This window comes from Azospirillum sp. B21 (assembly GCF_008364825.1).
Taxonomy (GTDB): domain Bacteria; phylum Pseudomonadota; class Alphaproteobacteria; order Azospirillales; family Azospirillaceae; genus Azospirillum.
Window position 1 is genome coordinate 422725 of sequence record NZ_VTTO01000003.1, and the last position, 19315, is coordinate 442039.

Consider the following 19315-nt stretch of genomic DNA (forward strand, 5'->3'; position numbering starts at 1 on the left):
GCCTTCACCTCATCTCATTCCGAACCCGATAGGCCTCACTCCGCCGCCAGCGGCTGCGGCGCGGCGAGCGGAGCGCGGTAGGCCTCCAGAAGCTGGGCTTCCTTCGCCTTCGCCACCGACACGTTGCGAGCCTTCACCGGGCCGTAGCCGCGCATTTCCATCGGAAGCTTGGCGATCTCCACCGCCAGATCCAGCTTCTCGCGGGTCAGGCCGTGCAGGACCTCGCCCATCACCGCCTCGTACTCGGCGATCAGCTGGCGCTCCTGGCGACGCTCGGCGGTGCGGCCGAACGGGTCGAACCGGGTGCCGCGCAGGCGCTTGCCCTTGGCCAGCAGGCGCAGGGCGTGAAGCATCCACGGTCCGAAAGTCTTCTTCTTCGGCTCAGACCCGTCCGCCTCGGTCTCGCCCATCACCGGCGGGGCCATGTGGAAGGTCAGCTTCCAGTCGCCTTCGAACATGCGCGCCACATTCTCGACGAAGCCGCTGTCGGTGTAGAGGCGCGCCACCTCATACTCGTCCTTGTAGGCCATCAGCTTGAAGTGGGACCGGGCGACCGCCTCGGTCAGCACGGTGGAACCGGGGACCTTCTGCTGCTCGATCCGGCGGGTCCAGTCGACCAGCGCATGGAAACGGGCGGCATAGGCGGCGTCCTGGTAATCGACCAGGAAGCGGTGGCGGCGGTCGATCACCTCCTCCAGGCTTCCCGACTGGCGGCGCTGGTCTAGCAGCAGCGACGGTGCGGCCTGCACCGGCTCCTGCGGCTTCGCGGCGGCTTCAACGGCGGCCAGATCGACGGCGGCGCGGCGGCCCCACTGGAAGGCGTCCAGGTTCAGCTTCACCGAGACGCCGTTCAGCTCGATAGCCTTCAGGATCGACTCCTCGCTCAGCGGGATCAGGCCCTTCTGCCACGCATAGCCCATCAGGAAGGGGTTGGCGTAGATGCTGTCGCCCAGCAGAGCGGTGGCGAGCTTCGTCGCATCGAAGGCATCGACATTGCCCTCGCCGCAAGCCTTCTTGATGTCGCCGACCAGATCGCGCACCGGGATCACCATGTCCGGCTTCTTGATGAAGTCGGCGGTGATGCTGTCATGGGTGTTGATGACGGCGCGGGTGCGGCCGGCGGTCATCTTCGACAGGCCGTCGCCCGCCGCCGCGACGATCAGGTCGCAGCCCAGCACCGCGTCGGCCCCGCCGGCGGCGATGCGGACGGAGTGGATGTCCTCCGGCGTGTTGGCGATGCGGATGTGGCTGGTGACCGCGCCGCCCTTTTGGGCAAGGCCGGTCATGTCGAGCACGCCGACGCCCTTGCCCTCGATATGGGCGGCCATGCCCAGCAGCGCGCCGATGGTGACGACGCCGGTGCCGCCGACACCGGTGACGTAGAGGCCCCACGTCTTGTCGAAGCTGGGGAGCGCGGGGGCGGGCAGGGCGGTGGCGTCGGCCGACTTCGCGGCGGCCGGCTTCGGCTTGCGCAAGCTTCCGCCCTCAACCGTCACGAAGCTGGGGCAGAAGCCCTTGGTGCAGGAATAGTCCTTGTTGCAGCTGGACTGGTCGATCTGGCGTTTGCGGCCGAACTCGGTCTCCTGCGGGATCACAGACACGCAGGACGACTTGGCGGAGCAATCGCCGCAGCCCTCGCACACCAGCTCGTTGATGACCACGCGCTTGGCCGGGTCCACCATCTTGCCGCGCTTGCGGCGGCGGCGCTTCTCGGTGGCACAGGTCTGGTCATAGATCAGGACGCTGACGCCGGGAACCTCGCGCATCTCCTTCTGCACGCGGTCGAGGTCGTCGCGGTGCTCGACGTTGCTGTATTGCGGCAGGCCGTTGTTGATGCCGTATTTTTCCGGCTCGTCGGAGACGACGGTGATGCGCTGCACGCCTTCCGCCCGCAGGACGTTGGCGATGGACTGGACGGTCAGCGTGCCGTCGAAGGGCTGGCCGCCGGTCATGGCGACCGCGTCGTTGAACAGGATCTTGTAGGTGATGTTCACCTTGGCGGCGATGGCCTGACGGATCGCCAGGATGCCGGAATGGAAATAGGTGCCGTCGCCCAGATTGGCGAAGATGTGCTTTTCCTCGGTGAAGGCGGCCTGACCAACCCATGGCACGCCTTCGCCACCCATCTGGGTGAAGGTGTCGGTCGAGCGGTCCAGCCACGTCGCCATATAGTGACAGCCGATGCCGCCCAGCGCGCGGCTACCCTCCGGCACGACGGTGGAGGTGTTGTGCGGGCAGCCGGAGCAGAAGGTCGGCTTGCGCACCACGCGGGCGACATGGGCCTTCTGCTTCTCCTGCGCATCGAGGAAGGCGATGCGGCGGACGAGGGTCTCGTTGTCGATGAAGCGCTGCAGGCGGCGGCCGATCACCACGGCGATCTGGGCGGGGGTCAGCTCGCCTGCGCTCGGCAGGATCCACTCGCCCTCTTCGTCGAACTTGCCGACCACCTTCGGGCGGACGTCGGGGTTCCAGTTGTAGAGCTGTTCCTTCAGCTGGTTCTCGATGACCGCGCGTTTCTCCTCCACCACGATGATCTCTTCCAGACCCTCGGCGAAGTGGCGGACGCCGTCACGCTCCAGTGGCCAGGGCATGCCGACCTTGTAGACGGTGATGCCCCAGTCGGCCGCCATCTCCTCGGTGATGCCAAGCTCGTCGAAGGCCTGACGGACGTCGAGATAGCTCTTGCCGGTGGTGACGATGCCGAAGCGCGGACGCGGGCTTTCCATCACCACGCGGTCCAGCTTGTTGGCACGCGCGAACGCCAGGGCGGCGTACAGCTTGTGCTTCATCAGCCGGTATTCCTGCTCCAGCGGCGGGTCGGGCCAGCGGATGTTCAGGCCGCCCGGCGGAAGCGCGAAGTCGGTGGGGATGACGGGGGAGACGCGGTGCGGATCGATGTAGACCGACGCCGAGGTGTCAACCGTCTCCGCGATGGTCTTCATGGCGATCCAGCAGCCGGAAAAGCGGCTCATCTGCCAGCCGATCAGGCCGTAATCCAGGATCTCCTGCACCCCCGACGGGTTCAGCACCGGGATCATGGAGTGCATGTAGGCGTGTTCGGACTGGTGCGGGAAAGTGGAGGATTTGCAGTTGTGGTCGTCGCCGGTCAGCACCAGCACGCCGCCGTGTTTGGAGGTGCCGGCCGCGTTGGCATGCTTGAACACGTCGCCGGAACGGTCGACGCCCGGACCCTTGCCGTACCACATGGCGAAGACGCCGTCATACTTGGCACCCTTGAACATGCCGACCTGCTGGCTACCCCAGACGGCCGTCGCGCCCAGCTCCTCGTTCACGCCGGGCTGGAACTGGATGTGGTTCTTTTCCAGGAACTTGCGGGCGTTCCACAGATTCTGGTCGAACCCGCCCAGCGGCGAGCCGCGATAGCCCGAAATGAAGCAGCCGGTGTTCAGCCCGGCGGCGAGGTCGCGCTGGCGCTGCATCATCGGCAGGCGCACCAGCGCCTGGGTGCCGGTGAGATACACGCGGCCCTGTTCCAGCGCGTACTTGTCTTCGAGTGAGACAGTTGCGAGCGCCATTCTTCATTCCCTCCCATCGGTCGGCAGCCTGGCAAACTCCATGGCGGAGTGCTGGGGCGTCGATTTGTTCGCTGGGCAAAAAGGTAATGAAGGCTGTCTTATATCGCAACGCCTGTGGCCGGCCGTTCAGCAAAAAGCAAGGAACGGCGCGGCAACCGGCGGTATTCCGTAACGGAGCGTATGGAAAGCCCGACCTTGTGGAATTTCCTGCTCCGCTCCCTCTCGCCCAGACCCTCTCCAGACGATATGGGGGCGGACTCAGCGTCCCGTCAGGGGGGATTTGCCCGGAGGCGTCGGGCTGCCGCCCTCCGGCCAATTGCCGAAGTCGGTGTGCCCACGGGCGGCCAGGGTGCGGACGCTGGCGCGCAGCGTGCGGATCAGGCACAGCGCTACCGCCATCGCCTGCGTGCCGCCGTCGGAGCCCACCAGCCAGCGCAACGCCGCGGCGTGAGCCTGCAGGGCATCGACATAACCCTCCACATCCGGTTCCACCCAGGTGATGCAGGTGGACAGCGACGCGACGATCGACGACGCGGCGGAATCGCCGGTGGCGGCCAGCTGCAGGTCGGACAGTGCATGGCGCAGCCGGCTGCCGATCGGGTCGGGACGGTCGATCGCCGCCTCCAGCTTGTCGATCGCCAGCATCAGCCGGACCCGCTTGGGATCGCTGTTGCGCAGCGTTGCAGCGCCTTGGTCCGGCGGCGTTGCCGCAGGGGGAAGGGGTGTCGGAGCCGGCGGCGGGAGCTGCGCCGCGCCGCCCCCCGATGCCGGCCGCAAAGCGGCGGGCTGGGGAGAGGATGGGCCGGAGCCCTCGGTGCGGCCTTCGTTTCGAGTTTCCGCACTGCCCGAACTGCCGCTATGGCTGCGGGGCGCGGTTTCGCGGCGGTTCAGCACCGCGTCGATGCGACGGGCCAGCGTCGCGGCGGGAACCGGCTTCGCCAGAACGGAATCCGCCCCGGCATCCCAGGCGCTGCGCACGGTGGCGAGGTCGGCATTTGCGGTCAGCACGATGATCGGCATGGCGGGACGCATGCTGTTCGCGGACTGGCGCACCCACTGGATCAATTGGGCGCCGCCCACCGGTTCCATGACCCAATCCGTGACCATAAGGTCGAAGACCTCGCGGCGCAGCGCGTCCTTGGCCTCCTGGCCGTTGGCGACCGCGGTGATCTGGCCCACTCCCCAAAGCCCCAGCATGTCCTTCAACGCCCGCTGGAGAAGCGGATTGTCGTCGACAATCAGGATCTTGGTGGGAGAGGCGGGACGCTTCGTCATGGAGCGGTTCCAATGATGCGGCTGTGTCTTCCCCATATCCGCCTCGCCGCACCCGTTTTCATGGAGGGGGACGGGTAACCGACCAATGAGACGTCGCCTGCACCCTTCGGCAGCCGGGGTTATCCCTGCCGCTCTTCGAAAGGGTTGCATCGCGGTGCGGGCACCTCTTTCGATGCCGGCCTCTACCGAACGATATTTATATCAGAATAGCCTGATGGGAATGGACGGGCCGCCGGACCGCTCCTATGATCCGTCTTCCTGGTCGTTTGCGAAAGGGCGGTACGATGGACGGCGGATGCTGTGGCGGTTCCTGTGGCGGCGGCGGAGCCCCCCGGCCGACAGGCGGGTCGGGCGACCTGAAGCACACCATGCGGATGTCGATGGTGGTGAATGGGCTGCTCGGCGCCCTGCTGCTTGCCGCCGCCGATGCAACGCAGGCGGTTTCCCTGTGGGCGGCGGGGCTGCTGGTGCTGAACCACGCGGCGTCCAATGGGGTGGCGCTGGCGGGCATGGGCCACGCCCCGGAATGGCGTGCACGGCTGTCGGCCGTGCAGGGAGCGGCGCTGGCCGTTGCCGCGGTGGCGCTGGTGGTGGTGGCCGGGCGGAGCATCGCCGGCATGTCATTGCCCGACGTTCCGCTCGCCAGCCTTGCCTTGCTGTTTGCCATCGGAGTGACGGTGACGGCCGCGACCCTGCTGTTCGCCGGACGGAGCGGCACGTTGACCTTGCGGGCGATCTGGCTGTGCTCGCGTAAGGATGTTCTGCCGTTGGCCGCCGGGCTGGTGGGGCTGGCGGTGAGCTGGCTTTTGCTGGATGGGGCACCCGACGCGCTGGTCGGTGCCGGGGTAGCGGCGATGCTGCTGCCGGCGGCGTGGGGGCTGGTGCGAGGCGGGATGGCGGGCGAGGGTGGTTCCGTCCGGATGCGTTAGACCCCCACCCCAGCGCCCCTACCTCACGACCGCTGCCGCAACCGCTCCAGCAGCGCCTTGGTCGCGAAGCCGTCCGGGATCTCCCCGATCGACGCCTGGAAGCGGCGCACGGCGTTGCGCGTGTTCGCTCCCACGATGCCGTCCGCCGCGCCCGGTTCCATGCCCAGCGACGCCAGCCGCTGCTGCAGGTCGATGCGCTCGTCTCGGCTCAAGGCCTGTTCCTCGCGCGGCCAGCCGCCCTGGACGCCCGGCTTGCCGGTCATGCGGTCGGCCAGCAGGGCGACGGCCAGCGAATAGCTGGTCGACGGGTTGTAGCGCATGATCGCGCGGAAATTGTCGCGCACCAGGAAGGCCGGGCCGCGATGCCCGGCCAGCACCAGGATCGCCGCCGGAGCGTCACCCGCCAACTCGGTGCCGTCCAGCGGCACCACGCCCAGCCGGCGCCATTCCGACAGCGGCTTGGTGATGCTCAGCTCCGCCTGGTCGTAGGGGAAGCCGTCCGGAAGCCGCACCTCCTGGCCCCAGGACTCGCCCTGCTTCCAGCCGTTGGCGAGAACGAATTTGGCGGTGGAGGCCAGCACGTCCGGCATGCTTCCCCAGATGTCGCGGTGACCGTCGCCGTCCTCGTCCACCGCGTTGCGCAGGAAGACGGTCGGCATGAACTGGGTCTGGCCCATGGCCCCGGCCCAGGAGCCGGTCATCCGCTCCGGCGCGATGTCTCCGGAATCGAGGATGCGCAACGCCGCCAGCAGTTCCGAACGGAAATATGCGGCGCGGCGGCCTTCGAAGGCCAGCGTTGTCAGCGCGTCGATGACGGAGAAGTTGCCGGTCGACTTGCCGAAATCGGATTCCACGCCCCAGAAGGCGACTAGGATTTCCCCCGGAACGCCGGTGCGGCGGGTGATGCGGGAAAGCAACGCCGCATGCTCCTGCAACCTCCGCCGGCCGTCCTGGACGCGCTTTTCATTCACGGCGCTGTCCAAATACTGCCACACTTGCCGGGTGAATTCGGGCTGGGACGAATCGAGCTCCACGACGCGGTCGGACAGCTTCACACGCTGGAAGGCGCGGTCGAAGGTCTGTGGACGGATGCCCTGCGACAGCGCCTCGGCGCGCAACGCCGCCAGCCATTCGGCGAAGGAGACGGACTGCTGGACGGTGGCCTGCGCCTGGACGGCAGGCGGTGCCGAGGCTCCGATGGCGGCCGGGCCGCCCGCAACCGGGGCGGTGGCGCCGGTGCCCTGGCATCCGGCCATCAGCAGGGTGGCGAGAAGGAGGCGGGCGGGATGACGGAACGGAAGTCGCATGCGCTCGACCGTGATCGGAAGGGAAAGGCGGAGCGTGACCCTAGGACGCCCGGCCCCGCCGCTCAACCGCCAATTCACCGTCGCCAGCGTCGATGCCGCGGTTTGCATCGCAGCCTGTCCGCGGGCCTGCTTGCACGGGGAGCGGCGCGGTCCATATCTCTTTTCGTACTCACAGCTTCGTGGCCCTCGCCCGGCGGGTCTTCGTCCTTTGGGACCGCTTTCGCTTTGGGAAGCGGCACCCGGAGCACATGCCGGAACCCGCCCCGATCAGCCGCGTTGATTAGCTGCCGCTTCCATGAAGGGGCCGCCTTCTGCCACGGAACGCCAAAGGTGCCGACGCCATGAAAATCGTGATCTTCGGCCTGACCAACGGGTATCGCCACGACGGCGGCCACATGGTGCGCTGGCGAGCGCTGATCCAGGCGCTGGCGATCCGCGGCCATCGCGTGGTCGCGGTCGAACGAACTGGCCCTGCCGCGGCGACGCCCTGGACGATTCCGGGCGGCGACGTGCTGTCCTATGCCGATTGGGATGCAGTGGCGGTGGACGCGGCGGCACAGGCCGACGATGCCGGCGTGGCGTTGGTGGTGGCGCACGGGCCGGACGCCCGCGCCGCCGCCAATCTCGTCCGCAACTCCAAGGCCGTGCGCCGCGCGCTCTACGATCCGGAGGCTCCGGTCAGCCTGACGGCGCTGGAGGCCGGGGAGACGGTGGACCATCTGCCGGCGGACGGGCTGGGCGGCTTCGACATGGTCCTCGCCTCCTGCGGCGGGCCGGCGCTTGAGCGCTATCGGGCCAAGGCGGGTGCGGAGGCGGTGGCGCCGCTCTATCCCTGGATCGTGCCGGAGGCGGACAAGCCCGGCGACTTCAAGCGGGACTATCTGGGCGACCTCTGCTGCATCGTCGCCGGCCCCGACGGCATTCGCGAGGGGTTGGGCAACTTCTTCATCGATCCGGCGCAACGGCTGACCCGGCGGCGCTTCGTGCTGGTGGGCACCGACCTGCCGGATGGGGTGCCGCGCGCCTCCAACGTCCTGACCTTCCCGGACCTCGATCCGGCAGAGCATGCCAATGTCCTGGCTTCCGCCAGTCTGGCGCTGACGCTGGCGCGCGATGACGAGCGCAGGATCGGCTGGTGCCCGTCCGACCGTCTGTTCCTGGCCGCCGCCTGCGGTGCCGCCATCGTCGCCGACCAGTGGGAGGGGCTGGACAGCTTCTTCGAGCCCGGCCGGGAGATCCTGGTCGCCGCCCAGACCGACGACGTGACCACGGCGATGATGCTGCCGCGCAACCACCTGACCGACCTGGGCCGGCGGGCACGCAAGCGGGTGCTGGCCGAACACAGCGCCGAACGGCGGGTGCAGGAGCTGCGCAGCATCCTGGACCTGAAGGGCGGCGGCGACGACTGACCTGCCAAGTCGCGGCCACGGAGCAGCAGCTATGGGGATGCGGAAAGACGGGGAGCGGGCTATGGTCCTCTCCCTTTCTTTGTCCCAACCGGGGAAACTGCCGCCGATGCCGACCGTCACCATCCGCCCCGCCGTCGAGGCCGATTGCGCCACCATCCTGCGGTTCGTCCGTGAACTGGCCGAGTTCGAGCGCGAGGCCGACGCGGTCAAGGCCACGGAGGAGGATTTCCGCCGGGACGGCTGGGGGGAGCAGCCGGTGTTCGAGGCGCTGATCGCCGAACTGGACGGTGCGCCGGTCGGGTTCGCCCTGACCTTCCGGAATTTCTCCACCTGGGAAGGGCGGCCCGGCCTGTATGTCGAGGACCTCTACGTCACGCCGGATGCCCGCCGCTATGGCGTCGGCCGCAAGCTGTTGGCCGCGGTTGCCCAACGCGCGGTGGAGCGCGGCTACCGTCGTGTGGACCTGAGTGTCCTGGACTGGAACCCGGCGCGTGGATTCTACGACCGGGTGGGCTTCCGCCAGATGAAGGAATGGCTTCCCTACCGGCTGACCGGCGACGCGCTGTCGGCGCTGGCGGCAGAAGGGGACGCTGACGCCTGACCGACCGGACGGGAAGGGCCGTCCGGAATGACCAGGGATCAGGCGGCGCGGTTCAGTGCGGACGCGCCGATGATCTCGGCATAGTCGGCGCGCTCATTGCGCAGGTTGGACAGAAGATCGACAAGACTATCGCGGACGAACGCATCGTCCTGTTCCACGATGGTGTCTTGGGTCAACCGAATGAACTGATCGAGAAGCGCAATGTGAGCCGCAGAGGATGCGTTGATCTTCTTCGAGTTGACGGCGCCGATCATGTAAATCTCCCTTGGCCTGAGCGTTCCCGATAGACTTATAAGGCCATCGGGCCGGTTAAGGACTTCCTAACAGGTCTATGCGGCAGGTCGTATCTTCCGGGGTAATTCCGATCTTTGGTAATGGTGCTACGACCATCCCAATGAGTTACTCCGACAGTTCAAGGAAACGACTTGGAACCTGCGGCTTTCGATCCCTGCTCGGTGTCCCGGCGCGTGCCGTGTCCCATGACAACACGCAACGCCATGTCCGGTTTCTCAGAGCGCTCGGGGATTTGGAGGGAGGAACTACCAAAGGGTGCATTCCCCGCAACCTGATAGGATAGGAACAACCCTCTGAAAATGCTGAAACTTCCGCTGCCGGTGGCATCATCGGGAGATGGTCCACAAGCCAAGGCCAGCTTGGATCCGCTATATTCCGACTGCGGAGAAATCCAAAAATCCGCAGCCGGATCAATGGGTAACCAGAAATTCCGACCTGAACGGACGGGCTCAGGCCGCCCGCCGGGCATCCATCCGGTCGCGAGCGTCGGCACGTTCCATCGCGCGAGCGATCAGATCATCGAAAACTCCCCCGATCGGCGCGTCGAGCACCTCTGTCCGGCTGGCGAGCATCGGTCCTTCCATCAGGATGGAACCTTCCTCCCCCGGACCGAGAACGCGCCAGCCGCGGCTCTTCATCTCCGCAACGCGCGTCCGGGCAATGAACGCGCGGACATGGTCCGGTGCAAGATCGTCCATTCCGTCCCCCAATCGCTTTGATGGCCAGTTTTACGCCGGCCCTTCGGTTCACCAGAAAAGCGTACGGAAGAAATACGAACGCAACAAGAACAAATTAGGGGAAAGAGCGAGGATTTCTGCCGAGTCGCTCACGCTCATGCTTGCTATGCCCTCGGCGTCCCTTGCCGACGCGGCCATCGCCTCAAAGATCAGGCGGGGCGGCGGCGATTGCAACCCGTCCCACCCGTGACCAAAAGCGGCGATCAGGAAAGGTCCAGCCATGAGTGGCGTCCGCACCGAAACCGACAGCTTCGGCCCCATCGAAGTTCCGGCCGACCGTTACTGGGGCGCGCAGACCCAGCGTTCCCTCCAAAATTTCCGCATCGGCGGTGAGCGCATGCCGGCCCCACTGGTCCGCGCGCTGGGCATCCAGAAGCGCGCCGCCGCGGCTGCCAACATGAAACTTGGCATTCTCGACCCGAAGCTGGGCGCCGCCATCATGGCTGCGGCCGACGAGGTGATCGACGGCCGGCTTGCCGATCACTTCCCGCTGGTGGTCTGGCAGACCGGCTCCGGCACCCAGACCAACATGAACGCCAACGAGGTGATCGCCAACCGCGCCATCGAGCAGTTGGGCGGCACCATGGGGTCGAAGACGCCGATCCACCCCAACGATCACGTCAACATGGGGCAGTCGTCGAACGACAGCTTCCCCACCGCCATGCACATCGCGGCGGCCGACGAGATCGTCCGCAGCCTGATCCCCGCGCTGGAGCATCTGCGCACCGCGCTGGACGCCAAGGCCGACGCCTTCCAGGACATCGTCAAGATCGGCCGCACCCATCTGCAGGACGCGACGCCGCTGACGCTGGGGCAGGAATTCTCCGGCTATGCGGCGCAGGTGTCCTACGGCATCGGCCGGGTGAAGGGATCGCTGCCGCAGCTCTACCGGCTGGCCCAGGGCGGCACGGCGGTCGGTACCGGGCTGAACGCCAAGCCGGGCTTCGCCGAAGCCTTCGCGGAGGAGGTGGCGGCCTTCACCGGCCTTCCCTTCGTCACGGCGGAAAACAAGTTCGAGGCGCTGGCGACCCATGACTCGCTGGTCGACGTTCACGGCCACCTGAACACGCTAGCGGTATCGCTGATGAAGATCGCCAACGACATCCGGCTGCTTGGCTCCGGCCCGCGGTCGGGCATCGGCGAGTTGTCGCTGCCGGAGAACGAGCCCGGCTCCTCCATCATGCCCGGCAAGGTCAACCCGACCCAGTCGGAGGCGATGACCATGGTCTGCGCCCAGGTGATGGGCAACCACACCACGGTCACCGTGGCCGGCGCCACCGGCCATTTCGAACTGAACGTGTTCAAGCCGGTGATCGCCTACAACGTCCTGCAATCGATCCGCCTGCTGACCGACGCGGCGATGAGCTTCACCGACAACTGCGTCGTCGGCATCGAAGCCAACCGCGACCGCATCGCCAAGCTGGTGTCCGAGAGCCTGATGCTGGTCACCGCGCTGAACCCGCACATCGGCTATGACGCCGCGGCCAGGATCGCCAAGAAGGCCCACAAGGAAGGGACAAGCCTAAAGGAGGCCGGGCGGGAACTCGGACTCCTGACGGATGAGCAATTCGATCAATGGGTTCGCCCCGAACGGATGGTTGGTCCCGGCTAAGCTTGGGGTTAGGGTGGGGGTGTCCATCCCGGCCGTTCCGGCCTTCCTCTGACCACCCCCATCCTGCAAACCGATGCGTGCGTGACCATGAAGAAGCGTTCGGTACTGATTGCCGGCCATCCCACCAGCGTTTCCCTTGAAGAAGAGTTCTGGGACGCCCTGAAGTCGGTGGCGCAGGCGCGCGGCCTGTCGGTGAATGCCCTGATCGAGGAAATCGACCAGACGCGCACCGGCAACCTGTCCAGCGCCATCCGCGTCCATGTGCTGAAAGCGGTGCAGGGGCGTGGGCCGGGGGAGGGATGACGCAGGCGCCAAGATGCCCTGCATCCTCCAATGGACACCCGTCCGCGGCGGGCGTACACGGTGCGGGCTTTTCCGCCACCTGACACGATGCAGCCATCATGCCGCCCGATGCCTCCACGCTCGACATCATCGCCTTCGTCTGGTTCGTCGGCTCCTGGGTCGGATTCACCGTCATCCAGGATCATCTTCTGTCCGGTCGCAACGTGGTGAACCAGCATCTGAAGATCGTACGCCGTCACTGGATCGAGCGGATGCTGGAACGCGAGAACCGCATCATGGATTCGCAGCTGGTCGGCCACACCATGCACAGCTGCACCTTCTTCGCCTCCACCAACATGCTGGTGCTGGCCGGCCTGATCGGGTCCTTCGGTGCGGCGGAGCGGGCGCAGCAACTGGTGTCGAACCTGTCCTTCACCGTCCAGACCTCGCACCAGCTGTTCGAGATCAAGATGCTGCTGATGGTGGTGATCTTCACCTTCGGATTCTTCAAGTTCACCTGGGCGCTGCGCCAGTACAATTACTGCTGCGCCCTGATCGGCTCGGCCCCAATGCCGCCGGTTCGCCCCGAGGACCGCAAGGCCATTGCCGAGACCATCGGCGAGGCGTTGACCCTGGCCATCACCGCGCTGAACGGCGGCATGCGTGCCTATTACTTCGCGCTGGCGGCGCTCGCCTGGATCATCGGGCCGATTCCCCTGATAGCGGCCAGCAGCGGCGTCATTCTGGTTCTTACCCGCCGTCAGGCATTTTCCGCCACGGAGAAGGTGATCCGCATTCAAACCGACTGGTTGAAGAGAAACGATTCAATCAATTGATAATAACAAATAAAAAGCCACCCTGTTTTGGCGGCGTGCGACCAAATATCCTCTACCTGACGGCGAGTTGCGGTGGTTAGTGTTACCGCCATGTGACGGATCGCGCCGCGAACGCCGGGGCGGTGAAGAGGAAGATGAGGGCGACGATGGACGCCAATACCGCAATGAGCATCATGGAATCGCTGGATCAGGCGGAGGATCTGCTGCGCCGCATGCGGCTGCGCGAGGGCTATTCCGGCAACGATATGCTCGCCCGCAATCGGGAACTTCTGGACGCCGCCCGCCGCCGTCTCGAACAGGTTCACAGCATCGCGGGAATGGACGCCTTGGACATCCGGGACAGCTGCCGGGTTCCGCTGCCGGCCTGAGACGCCGCTTGGCCGGCCGGCGCGGCCAGCGGAAGACACCAGCGGTCATCGTCAGCGACTGCTGGCGTCACCCTTTCAGCAGGACCTTTCCGCCGTTGCGCACTTTGGACCAATCCTTGGCGAAATAGGCGAAGTCGCGCGATGGCCGGCTGAACAGAAAACCCTGGGCGAGCGATACGCCGAGGTTGGTCAGCAGGTCTGCATGCACCAGTTCCTCCACCTGCTCGCCGATCAGTTCCAATCCCAATTGGCGGCAGACGTCCACCATGGAGCGCAGCATCGCCATGTCGCGCGGGCTGTTGACCGCGCCGCGGACGAACTTGCCGTCGATCTTGGCGTAGTCGGCCTGGATGCCGTAGAGCGATTGGAAGCTGGTCGATCCCGCCCCGACATCGTCCAGGCAGATGCGGAACCCAACTTGGCGCAGCTTCTGCAAAACGTCGTTCAGCTTGGCGATATCGGTGACGACCACGGTTTCCGTCACCTCGATCAGCAGTTTTGCGGCCAGATCGCCATAAGGGGCGACGACCGACTGGAACTGCTTGAGGAAGATCGGGCTCATCAGCGTCTTGGCCGACAGGTTGATCGCCACGTCCGGCAGCTTCGGTTCCTTGCGGAATTCCTTCAGCGTGTCGAGCACCGTCTGGGTCAGCAGCAGGTCAAAATCATAGATCAGCCCGACATCCTCGGCGAAGGTGATGAAGTCGGCCGGAGAACTCGTTCCCTCCACGCGGGTCAGCGCCTCCAGGTGGTGGACGGCGCCGGTGGCGATATCGACGATGGGCTGATAGACGACGATGAAATCGCGGTTGTCGATGGTGGCGCGCAGCTGTCCGATCCGTTCCACCGCGCCCGCCATCAGGCGGTTGGCGCCGTCCTCCAGGCTGGAGATGGTGAACTCCCCGCCCTGGGCGGAGGCGAAGGCCTGCACGGTATAAACCAAGGCGCGGGCGGCGTCGGCGGGGTCCAGCCGGTCGTCGGTCATGTCCAGGGTCCAGGACCGGATGCCGCCGGGCAGGGCACCCCCTGCCGCCTCGATGATCCGGGCGATGTGGCCCTGCACCTCGTGCCCGTCGATGTCCGCGGCATGGACGATGCCATAGCGGTCGCCACCCAACTGGCCTGCGCTGTCCCCATCGGCGGAGATGCCGCGCAGATAGGCGTCGATTCCGTCGCGCACCTCGGCCGCCGCCCCCTCCGGCATGGCGTCGACCATCGCCTGCAGCCCTTCGACCAGCAGCAGCGTCAGTCCCTGGTCCATCCCCTTCTCGCGGGCTGCGAGGAGCCGCTCCTCAAGGATGCCGGCGAAGCCGGACTGGTCGAGCAGTTCACCCTGCACCGCAGGTCCGGCGGAGCCGGTTCGCGGCGGCACGGTCAGCAGTATGGTCAGGAACAGCGACCCCGGACAGGAATCGAGCCGGCAGCCGCCCAGGAGGGCCGGGAACTGATGCCCGTCGAAGGCCTGGAACAGAACGCGCGACGGCTTGATCCGCGCCTTCTCCCGGATGCGCTCGAACAGGACATGGACATATTTGCGGTCGCCGGAGGCCACGACCTCCATCAGGTTGGTGCCCACCAGCCCACCAACCTCGCCCTTGGTCAGGCGGCAGCGGGCGCCGGCGGAAAACAGGATGTTGCCTTGCGCATCCGTCTCGATCAGCAGATCGGCGGCGGCGAAGGCAAAGCCGACGAAACGGTCCCGGTCGCGGCCGGACTGAGGCCGACGCGGTCCAAGCGGACCGGCCACCGGGGTCACGACCGGGCCGATCACCGAGGTGGAGCGTCCTGCATTGTCCTGCGCCAGGGGCATCGTCATGCGGCTACAAATTGCATCAAAGTTTAGAGAGTTTCGACTGGAATGTGACATAGAGTAACCAATGTCGACATAGGTTAAAAGCCTCTCGGTGGCGGATGACCTTCGGCACATGGATACGCGACAATTTGTGACAGCCGTGCCGTAAATACCAACCGACCGGTGCGGCCATTTCCCTTCCCTTCGACATGAGAGTTATTTCCTGTTCAGACACCCGCCGATCATTTCGGACGCGCAATGAATGAACGCCGTCGATAAGGGGCGGCGGACAAGCAAACAAAAAGGCCCCGTCGACCGTGGGGTCGCGGGGCCTTGAGCTTGATGCGGTGGAGGTGGGACTCAGCGGCGCGGGAACAGCCGGTTGACATGGCCCATCTTGCGGCCGGGTCGGGCTTCCGCCTTGCCGTACAGGTGCAGGCGGGCACCGGGTTCAGCCAGCAGCTCCGGCCAGCGCAGCACGTCGTCGCCGATCAGGTTGGTCATCTCGGCATCGGCGACGCGCTCCACCGACCCCAGCGGCAGACCACAGACTGCGCGCACCAGCTGTTCGAACTGGCAGGTGGCGCAGGCGTCCATGGTCCAGTGACCGGAATTGTGCGGGCGCGGCGCGATCTCGTTGACCAGGACGCCGCCGTCCGCGGTGACGAACATCTCCACCGCCAGGACGCCGACGAGGTCCAGCGCTTCGGCGATGCGCCGGGCGATGCGGTCGGCTTCCGCCGCCGTCGCCGCCGAAACCTTGTCCGGAGTGGCGGGGGCGATGGTGACGTCGAGAATGCCGTCCTTGTGGCGGTTCTCCACCGCCGGATAGGCGACCATAGCGCCATCGGCACCGCGGGCGACGATCACCGACACCTCGCAGGCGAAGGTGACGAAGCCCTCGACGATGCCCTCGACGCCGGGCTTTCCGCCGCCGATGGCGCTCCACGCCGCCGCCGGGTCGCTGCCAGCCTCCAGCCGCGCCTGTCCCTTGCCGTCATAGCCGAGGCGGGTGGATTTCAGGACGCAGCGCGGTCCGATCTCCGTCACCGCGTGGGCGACCCCGTCGGCGCCGTTCGCGGCGCGCCAGGGCGCCGTCGCGATGCCCAGCCGGTTGACGAAGCTCTTTTCCGCGATGCGGTCCTGTGCAACCGACAGCACGTTGGGGCCGGGATGCAGGTTGGTGAAGCGGCGCAGATGCTCCGCCGTCGCCACGGGGACATTTTCCCACTCCAGAGTCACCACGTCGACGGAGCGGGCGAAGCGTTCCAGCGCGTCCAGGTCGTCCCAACCGGCGACGGTCGCCGCGGCGCTGACCTGCGCCGCAGGGCTGTCCGCCGCATCGGGGGCATAGACATGGGTCTTGTAGCCCAGCCGGGCTGCAGCCAGCGCCGTCATCCGGCCGAGTTGCCCGGCACCCAGCATGCCGATGGTGGAACCGGGGGCGAGACGGGGCAGGGCGGCGCCCCTTTGATTGCCGGTCATGGCGGTAGGGCCTTCTCGCAGTCAGGTCGGGTCGTCGACGGGCGCCTCGGCCACCGCCGCGGTCTGGCGCGCGCGCCAGCCATCCAGCGCCTCGGCCACCGCCGGATCCATCAGCGCGATGACCGAGCCGGCGAGCAGCGCGGCATTGATGGCGCCGGCCTTGCCGATGGCCAGCGTGCCGACCGGGACGCCGCCCGGCATCTGGACGATCGAGAGGAGGCTGTCCATGCCCTTCAGCGCGTGGCTTTCCACGGGAACGCCGAAGACAGGCAGCGGCGTCATGGACGCGGCCATGCCCGGCAGGTGGGCGGCGCCGCCGGCCCCGGCGATCACCACCTTCAACCCGCGCGCCTTGGCGGTGGTGGCGTACTCCACCAGCCGATGAGGCGTGCGATGGGCGGAAACGATGCGGACCTCGTGCGGGATGCCCAGCGCGGCGAGGGTATCGGCGGCGTGCTTCATGGTGGTCCAGTCCGACTGGCTGCCCATGATGATGCCGACCAGCGGCTGAACGCCTTCGGCCGCGATGTCGTTGGCCGGAACGGCGCTGTTCGGGGAGTGTTCGGCGGACACGGCTTGGCGCTTTCCTCAAGGTCCGGAAAGCGGCGCATTATAGGTGGAGTCGGGCCGCTGTCCAGAGCCGGCGCCGGCCTGCGGGCCGCCGCCGGGCGAATCCGTCCCCTCCACTGCGACATCCCGGCCCTTCCGGTGGAACATGGTTCCACTTATGGTGCCGTCCTATATGAACAGGATAGACCCTAGGCAATTCCGGACCGGACCCATCGCATGACCGACACCGTTCCCAGCGACGACCAGCGCAACGAGCGCCGCGACATCCGCACCGCCATGGCGGAAGAACGGATGGCCACCGTCGGCATCGACGAGTCGTCGATCGAAAGGCTCGTCCGCACCTTCTACGGCAAGATCATGGAGGATGACGTGCTTGGCCCCATCTTCGGCCGGGCCATCACCGATTGGGAGCCGCATCTGCGCAAGATGATGGATTTCTGGTCGTCCATCGCCCTGCTGACCCAGCGCTATGACGGGCGCCCGATGCCGGTCCACATCTCGCTGGGGCTGGAGCCGCAGCATTTCGAGCGCTGGCTGGGCTTGTTCCGCGAGACCGCCCACGAACTCTTCCCACCCGACGGCGCCGCCTTCCTGATCGGCAAGGCGGAAAACATCGCCCGCAGCTTCCAGATGGGCATCCAGTTCTTCACGGTGCCGAAGAAGGGCTGACCACGGCGTCGATGCCCTCTTCCGCGGTTGGAGAGGGCATGCCTATGCAATGATATCCGGCAGGAGCCGGCTTTCCAGGACCATGATCTGGTCCTTCAGCATCAGCTTGCGCTTTTTCAATCGCTGCATCTGCAACTGATCATAGGGCGCGCGTTCGGCGAGCCGGGCGATGACGTCGTCCAGGTCGCGGTGCTCGCTGCGCAAGCTCGCCAGCTTTTCCTTCAAAATCTCTTGCTCGTTCATCGCGCCCGTAGGAAGTGGCCGTTGCCCCGGATGGTTCGGGGGTGCTCTTGCGGGTGGCCCTTTGGCTGGGCGGGCCGCACTATACCAGATATCCGGCGGGACGGCACCGTCAAACCACCGGTTTCGTCCTCTGGCCATGAGGAGCGCGGCGATCCTCCGGCGTCGGCATTCCACCTTTGCGGATGCGGGCAACGATTGCGGGAAATGCCTGTTCCGGTAACATGGTGGTTCATTTCAACAAACAGGCGAACGGGACGGGAACCCCTCAATGACTGCCCCAAAGAAAGCCGGCAAGCGCATCGGCATCCTGACCAGCGGCGGCGACTGCGCCGGGCTGAACGCCGTCATCCGTGCGGTGGTCCACCGCGCCACCGGCTATGGCTGGCAGGTGCTGGGCATCAAGGAAGGCACCCAGGGCCTGCTGCAGCGGCCGGTGCAGTACCAGACGCTCGACCTCGGCTCCGTCGACGGGCACATGATGCGTCAGGGCGGCACCATCCTGGGCACGACCAACCGCGGCGACCCCTTCGCCTATCCGATGCCCGACGGCACGCTGAAGGACCGGTCGGACGAGATCATCGGCGGCTACCGCGAACTCGGCCTGGATGCCCTGATCGGCATCGGCGGCGACGGCAGCTTCGCCATCCTGCACAAGCTGGCGCAGAAGGGCGGCTTCCCGATGGTGGGCGTGCCCAAGACCATCGACAACGACCTGGGCAAGACCGAGGTGTCGGTCGGCTACGACACCGCCGTCGCCGTGGCGGTGGAGGCGCTCGACCGCCTGCAGCCCACGGCGGCCAGCCACCACCGCGTCATGGTGCTGGAGGTGATGGGCCGCGACGCCGGCCATATCGCGCTGGCGGCCGGCATCGCCGGCGGGGCCGACGTGATCCTGATCCCGGAAATCGCCTATTCCATCGAGAGCATCGCGGCCAAGATCCAGGATGTCCGCAATACCGGCCGGAACTTCGCCCTGGTCGTGGTGTCGGAGGCGGTGAAGACGCTGGAGGGCACCGGCGTCAAAAAGGTGCTGCAGGGCGGCGAGAAGCGCTATGGCGGCATCGGCGACTATATCGGCGAGAAGATCGCCGACGCCACCGGGGCCGAGACCCGCGTTACCGTTCTGGGCCATGTCCAGCGAGGCAGCATGCCGAGTCCGCGCGACCGGCTGATCGCGTCCGCCTTCGGCGTCCACGCCGTCGACCTGATCGCGGAGGGCAAGTTTAACCGCATGGTCGCCTGGTCGAACCGCAGCGTCATCGACGTGCCGATCACCGAGGCGATCGAGCATTACTCCTGCGTCGAATTGGACGGGGCGTTGGTCAAGACCGCCCGCGGCCTGAACATCAGCTTCGGCGATTGAGTGGGAC

The 19315-nt window shown here is 66.5% G+C and carries 19 protein-coding genes; 9 read left to right on the forward strand and 10 right to left on the reverse strand.

Going from position 1 to position 19315, the window contains the following annotated elements; all coding sequences use genetic code 11:
• Positions 1–35: 35 nt before the first annotated feature.
• Both FZ983_RS10160 and FZ983_RS10165 read right to left on the reverse strand, forming a co-directional pair.
• Positions 36–3536, reverse strand: coding sequence for an indolepyruvate ferredoxin oxidoreductase family protein (locus FZ983_RS10160; RefSeq protein ID WP_149223437.1), 3501 nt, complete (start codon positions 3534–3536; stop codon positions 36–38).
• 258 nt (positions 3537–3794) lie between these two features.
• Positions 3795–4811, reverse strand: a complete 1017-nt coding sequence (locus FZ983_RS10165; RefSeq protein ID WP_149223438.1) for a response regulator — start codon at positions 4809–4811, stop codon at positions 3795–3797.
• Between the two features lie 368 nt (positions 4812–5179).
• Here FZ983_RS10165 and FZ983_RS10170 point away from each other — a divergent pair, with 368 nt between their 5' ends.
• Positions 5180–5740: a hypothetical protein gene (locus FZ983_RS10170; RefSeq protein WP_247883698.1), complete on the forward strand. Its 561-nt coding sequence runs from the start codon at positions 5180–5182 to the stop codon at positions 5738–5740.
• A gap of 23 nt (positions 5741–5763) precedes the next feature.
• Here FZ983_RS10170 and FZ983_RS10175 read toward each other — a convergent pair whose 3' ends face one another.
• Positions 5764–7047 (reverse strand): lytic murein transglycosylase, encoded by a 1284-nt coding sequence (locus FZ983_RS10175; RefSeq protein WP_149223440.1) that lies wholly within the window; start codon positions 7045–7047, stop codon positions 5764–5766.
• Between the two features lie 341 nt (positions 7048–7388).
• On the opposite strand from FZ983_RS10175, the gene FZ983_RS10180 reads away from it, so the two are divergent.
• Positions 7389–8456 (forward strand): glycosyltransferase, encoded by a 1068-nt coding sequence (locus FZ983_RS10180; RefSeq protein ID WP_149223441.1) that lies wholly within the window; start codon positions 7389–7391, stop codon positions 8454–8456.
• 106 nt (positions 8457–8562) lie between these two features.
• On the forward strand, positions 8563–9057 hold the full coding sequence (locus tag FZ983_RS10185) for a GNAT family N-acetyltransferase (protein WP_149223442.1): 495 nt from the start codon (positions 8563–8565) through the stop codon (positions 9055–9057).
• Between the two features lie 38 nt (positions 9058–9095).
• Here FZ983_RS10185 and FZ983_RS10190 read toward each other — a convergent pair whose 3' ends face one another.
• From FZ983_RS10190 to FZ983_RS10200, 3 genes are all read right to left on the reverse strand, one after another.
• Positions 9096–9311 (reverse strand): hypothetical protein, encoded by a 216-nt coding sequence (locus FZ983_RS10190; RefSeq protein ID WP_149223443.1) that lies wholly within the window; start codon positions 9309–9311, stop codon positions 9096–9098.
• 489 nt (positions 9312–9800) lie between these two features.
• Positions 9801–10049: a hypothetical protein gene (locus FZ983_RS10195; protein ID WP_149223444.1), complete on the reverse strand. Its 249-nt coding sequence runs from the start codon at positions 10047–10049 to the stop codon at positions 9801–9803.
• 48 nt (positions 10050–10097) lie between these two features.
• Positions 10098–10310, reverse strand: coding sequence for a hypothetical protein (locus FZ983_RS10200; protein ID WP_149223445.1), 213 nt, complete (start codon positions 10308–10310; stop codon positions 10098–10100).
• On the opposite strand from FZ983_RS10200, the gene fumC reads away from it, so the two are divergent.
• From fumC to FZ983_RS10220, 4 genes are all read left to right on the forward strand, one after another.
• Complete coding sequence (fumC, locus tag FZ983_RS10205) at positions 10309–11700, forward strand: class II fumarate hydratase (protein ID WP_149223446.1); 1392 nt, start codon at positions 10309–10311, stop codon at positions 11698–11700. The genes FZ983_RS10200 and fumC overlap by 2 nt on opposite strands.
• An 87-nt stretch (positions 11701–11787) precedes the next feature.
• Entirely contained in the window at positions 11788–12003 is a 216-nt protein-coding gene (locus tag FZ983_RS10210; RefSeq protein ID WP_149223447.1) for a ribbon-helix-helix domain-containing protein, read from the forward strand.
• Between the two features lie 98 nt (positions 12004–12101).
• A complete protein-coding gene (locus tag FZ983_RS10215) occupies positions 12102–12818 on the forward strand; it encodes a DUF599 domain-containing protein (RefSeq protein WP_149223448.1) in 717 nt (238 codons plus the stop codon).
• 146 nt (positions 12819–12964) lie between these two features.
• Positions 12965–13186, forward strand: a complete 222-nt coding sequence (locus tag FZ983_RS10220) for a hypothetical protein (protein WP_149223449.1) — start codon at positions 12965–12967, stop codon at positions 13184–13186.
• A gap of 67 nt (positions 13187–13253) precedes the next feature.
• Here FZ983_RS10220 and FZ983_RS10225 read toward each other — a convergent pair whose 3' ends face one another.
• From FZ983_RS10225 to purE, 3 genes are all read right to left on the reverse strand, one after another.
• Positions 13254–15002: an EAL domain-containing protein gene (locus FZ983_RS10225; protein WP_149223450.1), complete on the reverse strand. Its 1749-nt coding sequence runs from the start codon at positions 15000–15002 to the stop codon at positions 13254–13256.
• 336 nt (positions 15003–15338) lie between these two features.
• On the reverse strand, positions 15339–16463 hold the full coding sequence (locus FZ983_RS10230; protein WP_149223451.1) for a 5-(carboxyamino)imidazole ribonucleotide synthase: 1125 nt from the start codon (positions 16461–16463) through the stop codon (positions 15339–15341).
• A gap of 21 nt (positions 16464–16484) precedes the next feature.
• The gene (gene purE, locus FZ983_RS10235; RefSeq protein ID WP_149223452.1) at positions 16485–17036 is read right to left on the reverse strand and encodes a 5-(carboxyamino)imidazole ribonucleotide mutase; all 552 of its coding nucleotides are present in this window, start codon (positions 17034–17036) and stop codon (positions 16485–16487) included.
• A gap of 213 nt (positions 17037–17249) precedes the next feature.
• Here purE and FZ983_RS10240 point away from each other — a divergent pair, with 213 nt between their 5' ends.
• Complete coding sequence (locus tag FZ983_RS10240; protein WP_247883699.1) at positions 17250–17702, forward strand: group III truncated hemoglobin; 453 nt, start codon at positions 17250–17252, stop codon at positions 17700–17702.
• Between the two features lie 42 nt (positions 17703–17744).
• Here the strand turns inward: FZ983_RS10240 and FZ983_RS10245 are convergent, their stop codons facing one another.
• Entirely contained in the window at positions 17745–17945 is a 201-nt protein-coding gene (locus FZ983_RS10245; RefSeq protein ID WP_012974357.1) for a YdcH family protein, read from the reverse strand.
• A gap of 268 nt (positions 17946–18213) precedes the next feature.
• Here FZ983_RS10245 and FZ983_RS10250 point away from each other — a divergent pair, with 268 nt between their 5' ends.
• Positions 18214–19308 (forward strand): ATP-dependent 6-phosphofructokinase, encoded by a 1095-nt coding sequence (locus tag FZ983_RS10250; RefSeq protein WP_149223453.1) that lies wholly within the window; start codon positions 18214–18216, stop codon positions 19306–19308.
• Positions 19309–19315: the final 7 nt, after the last annotated feature.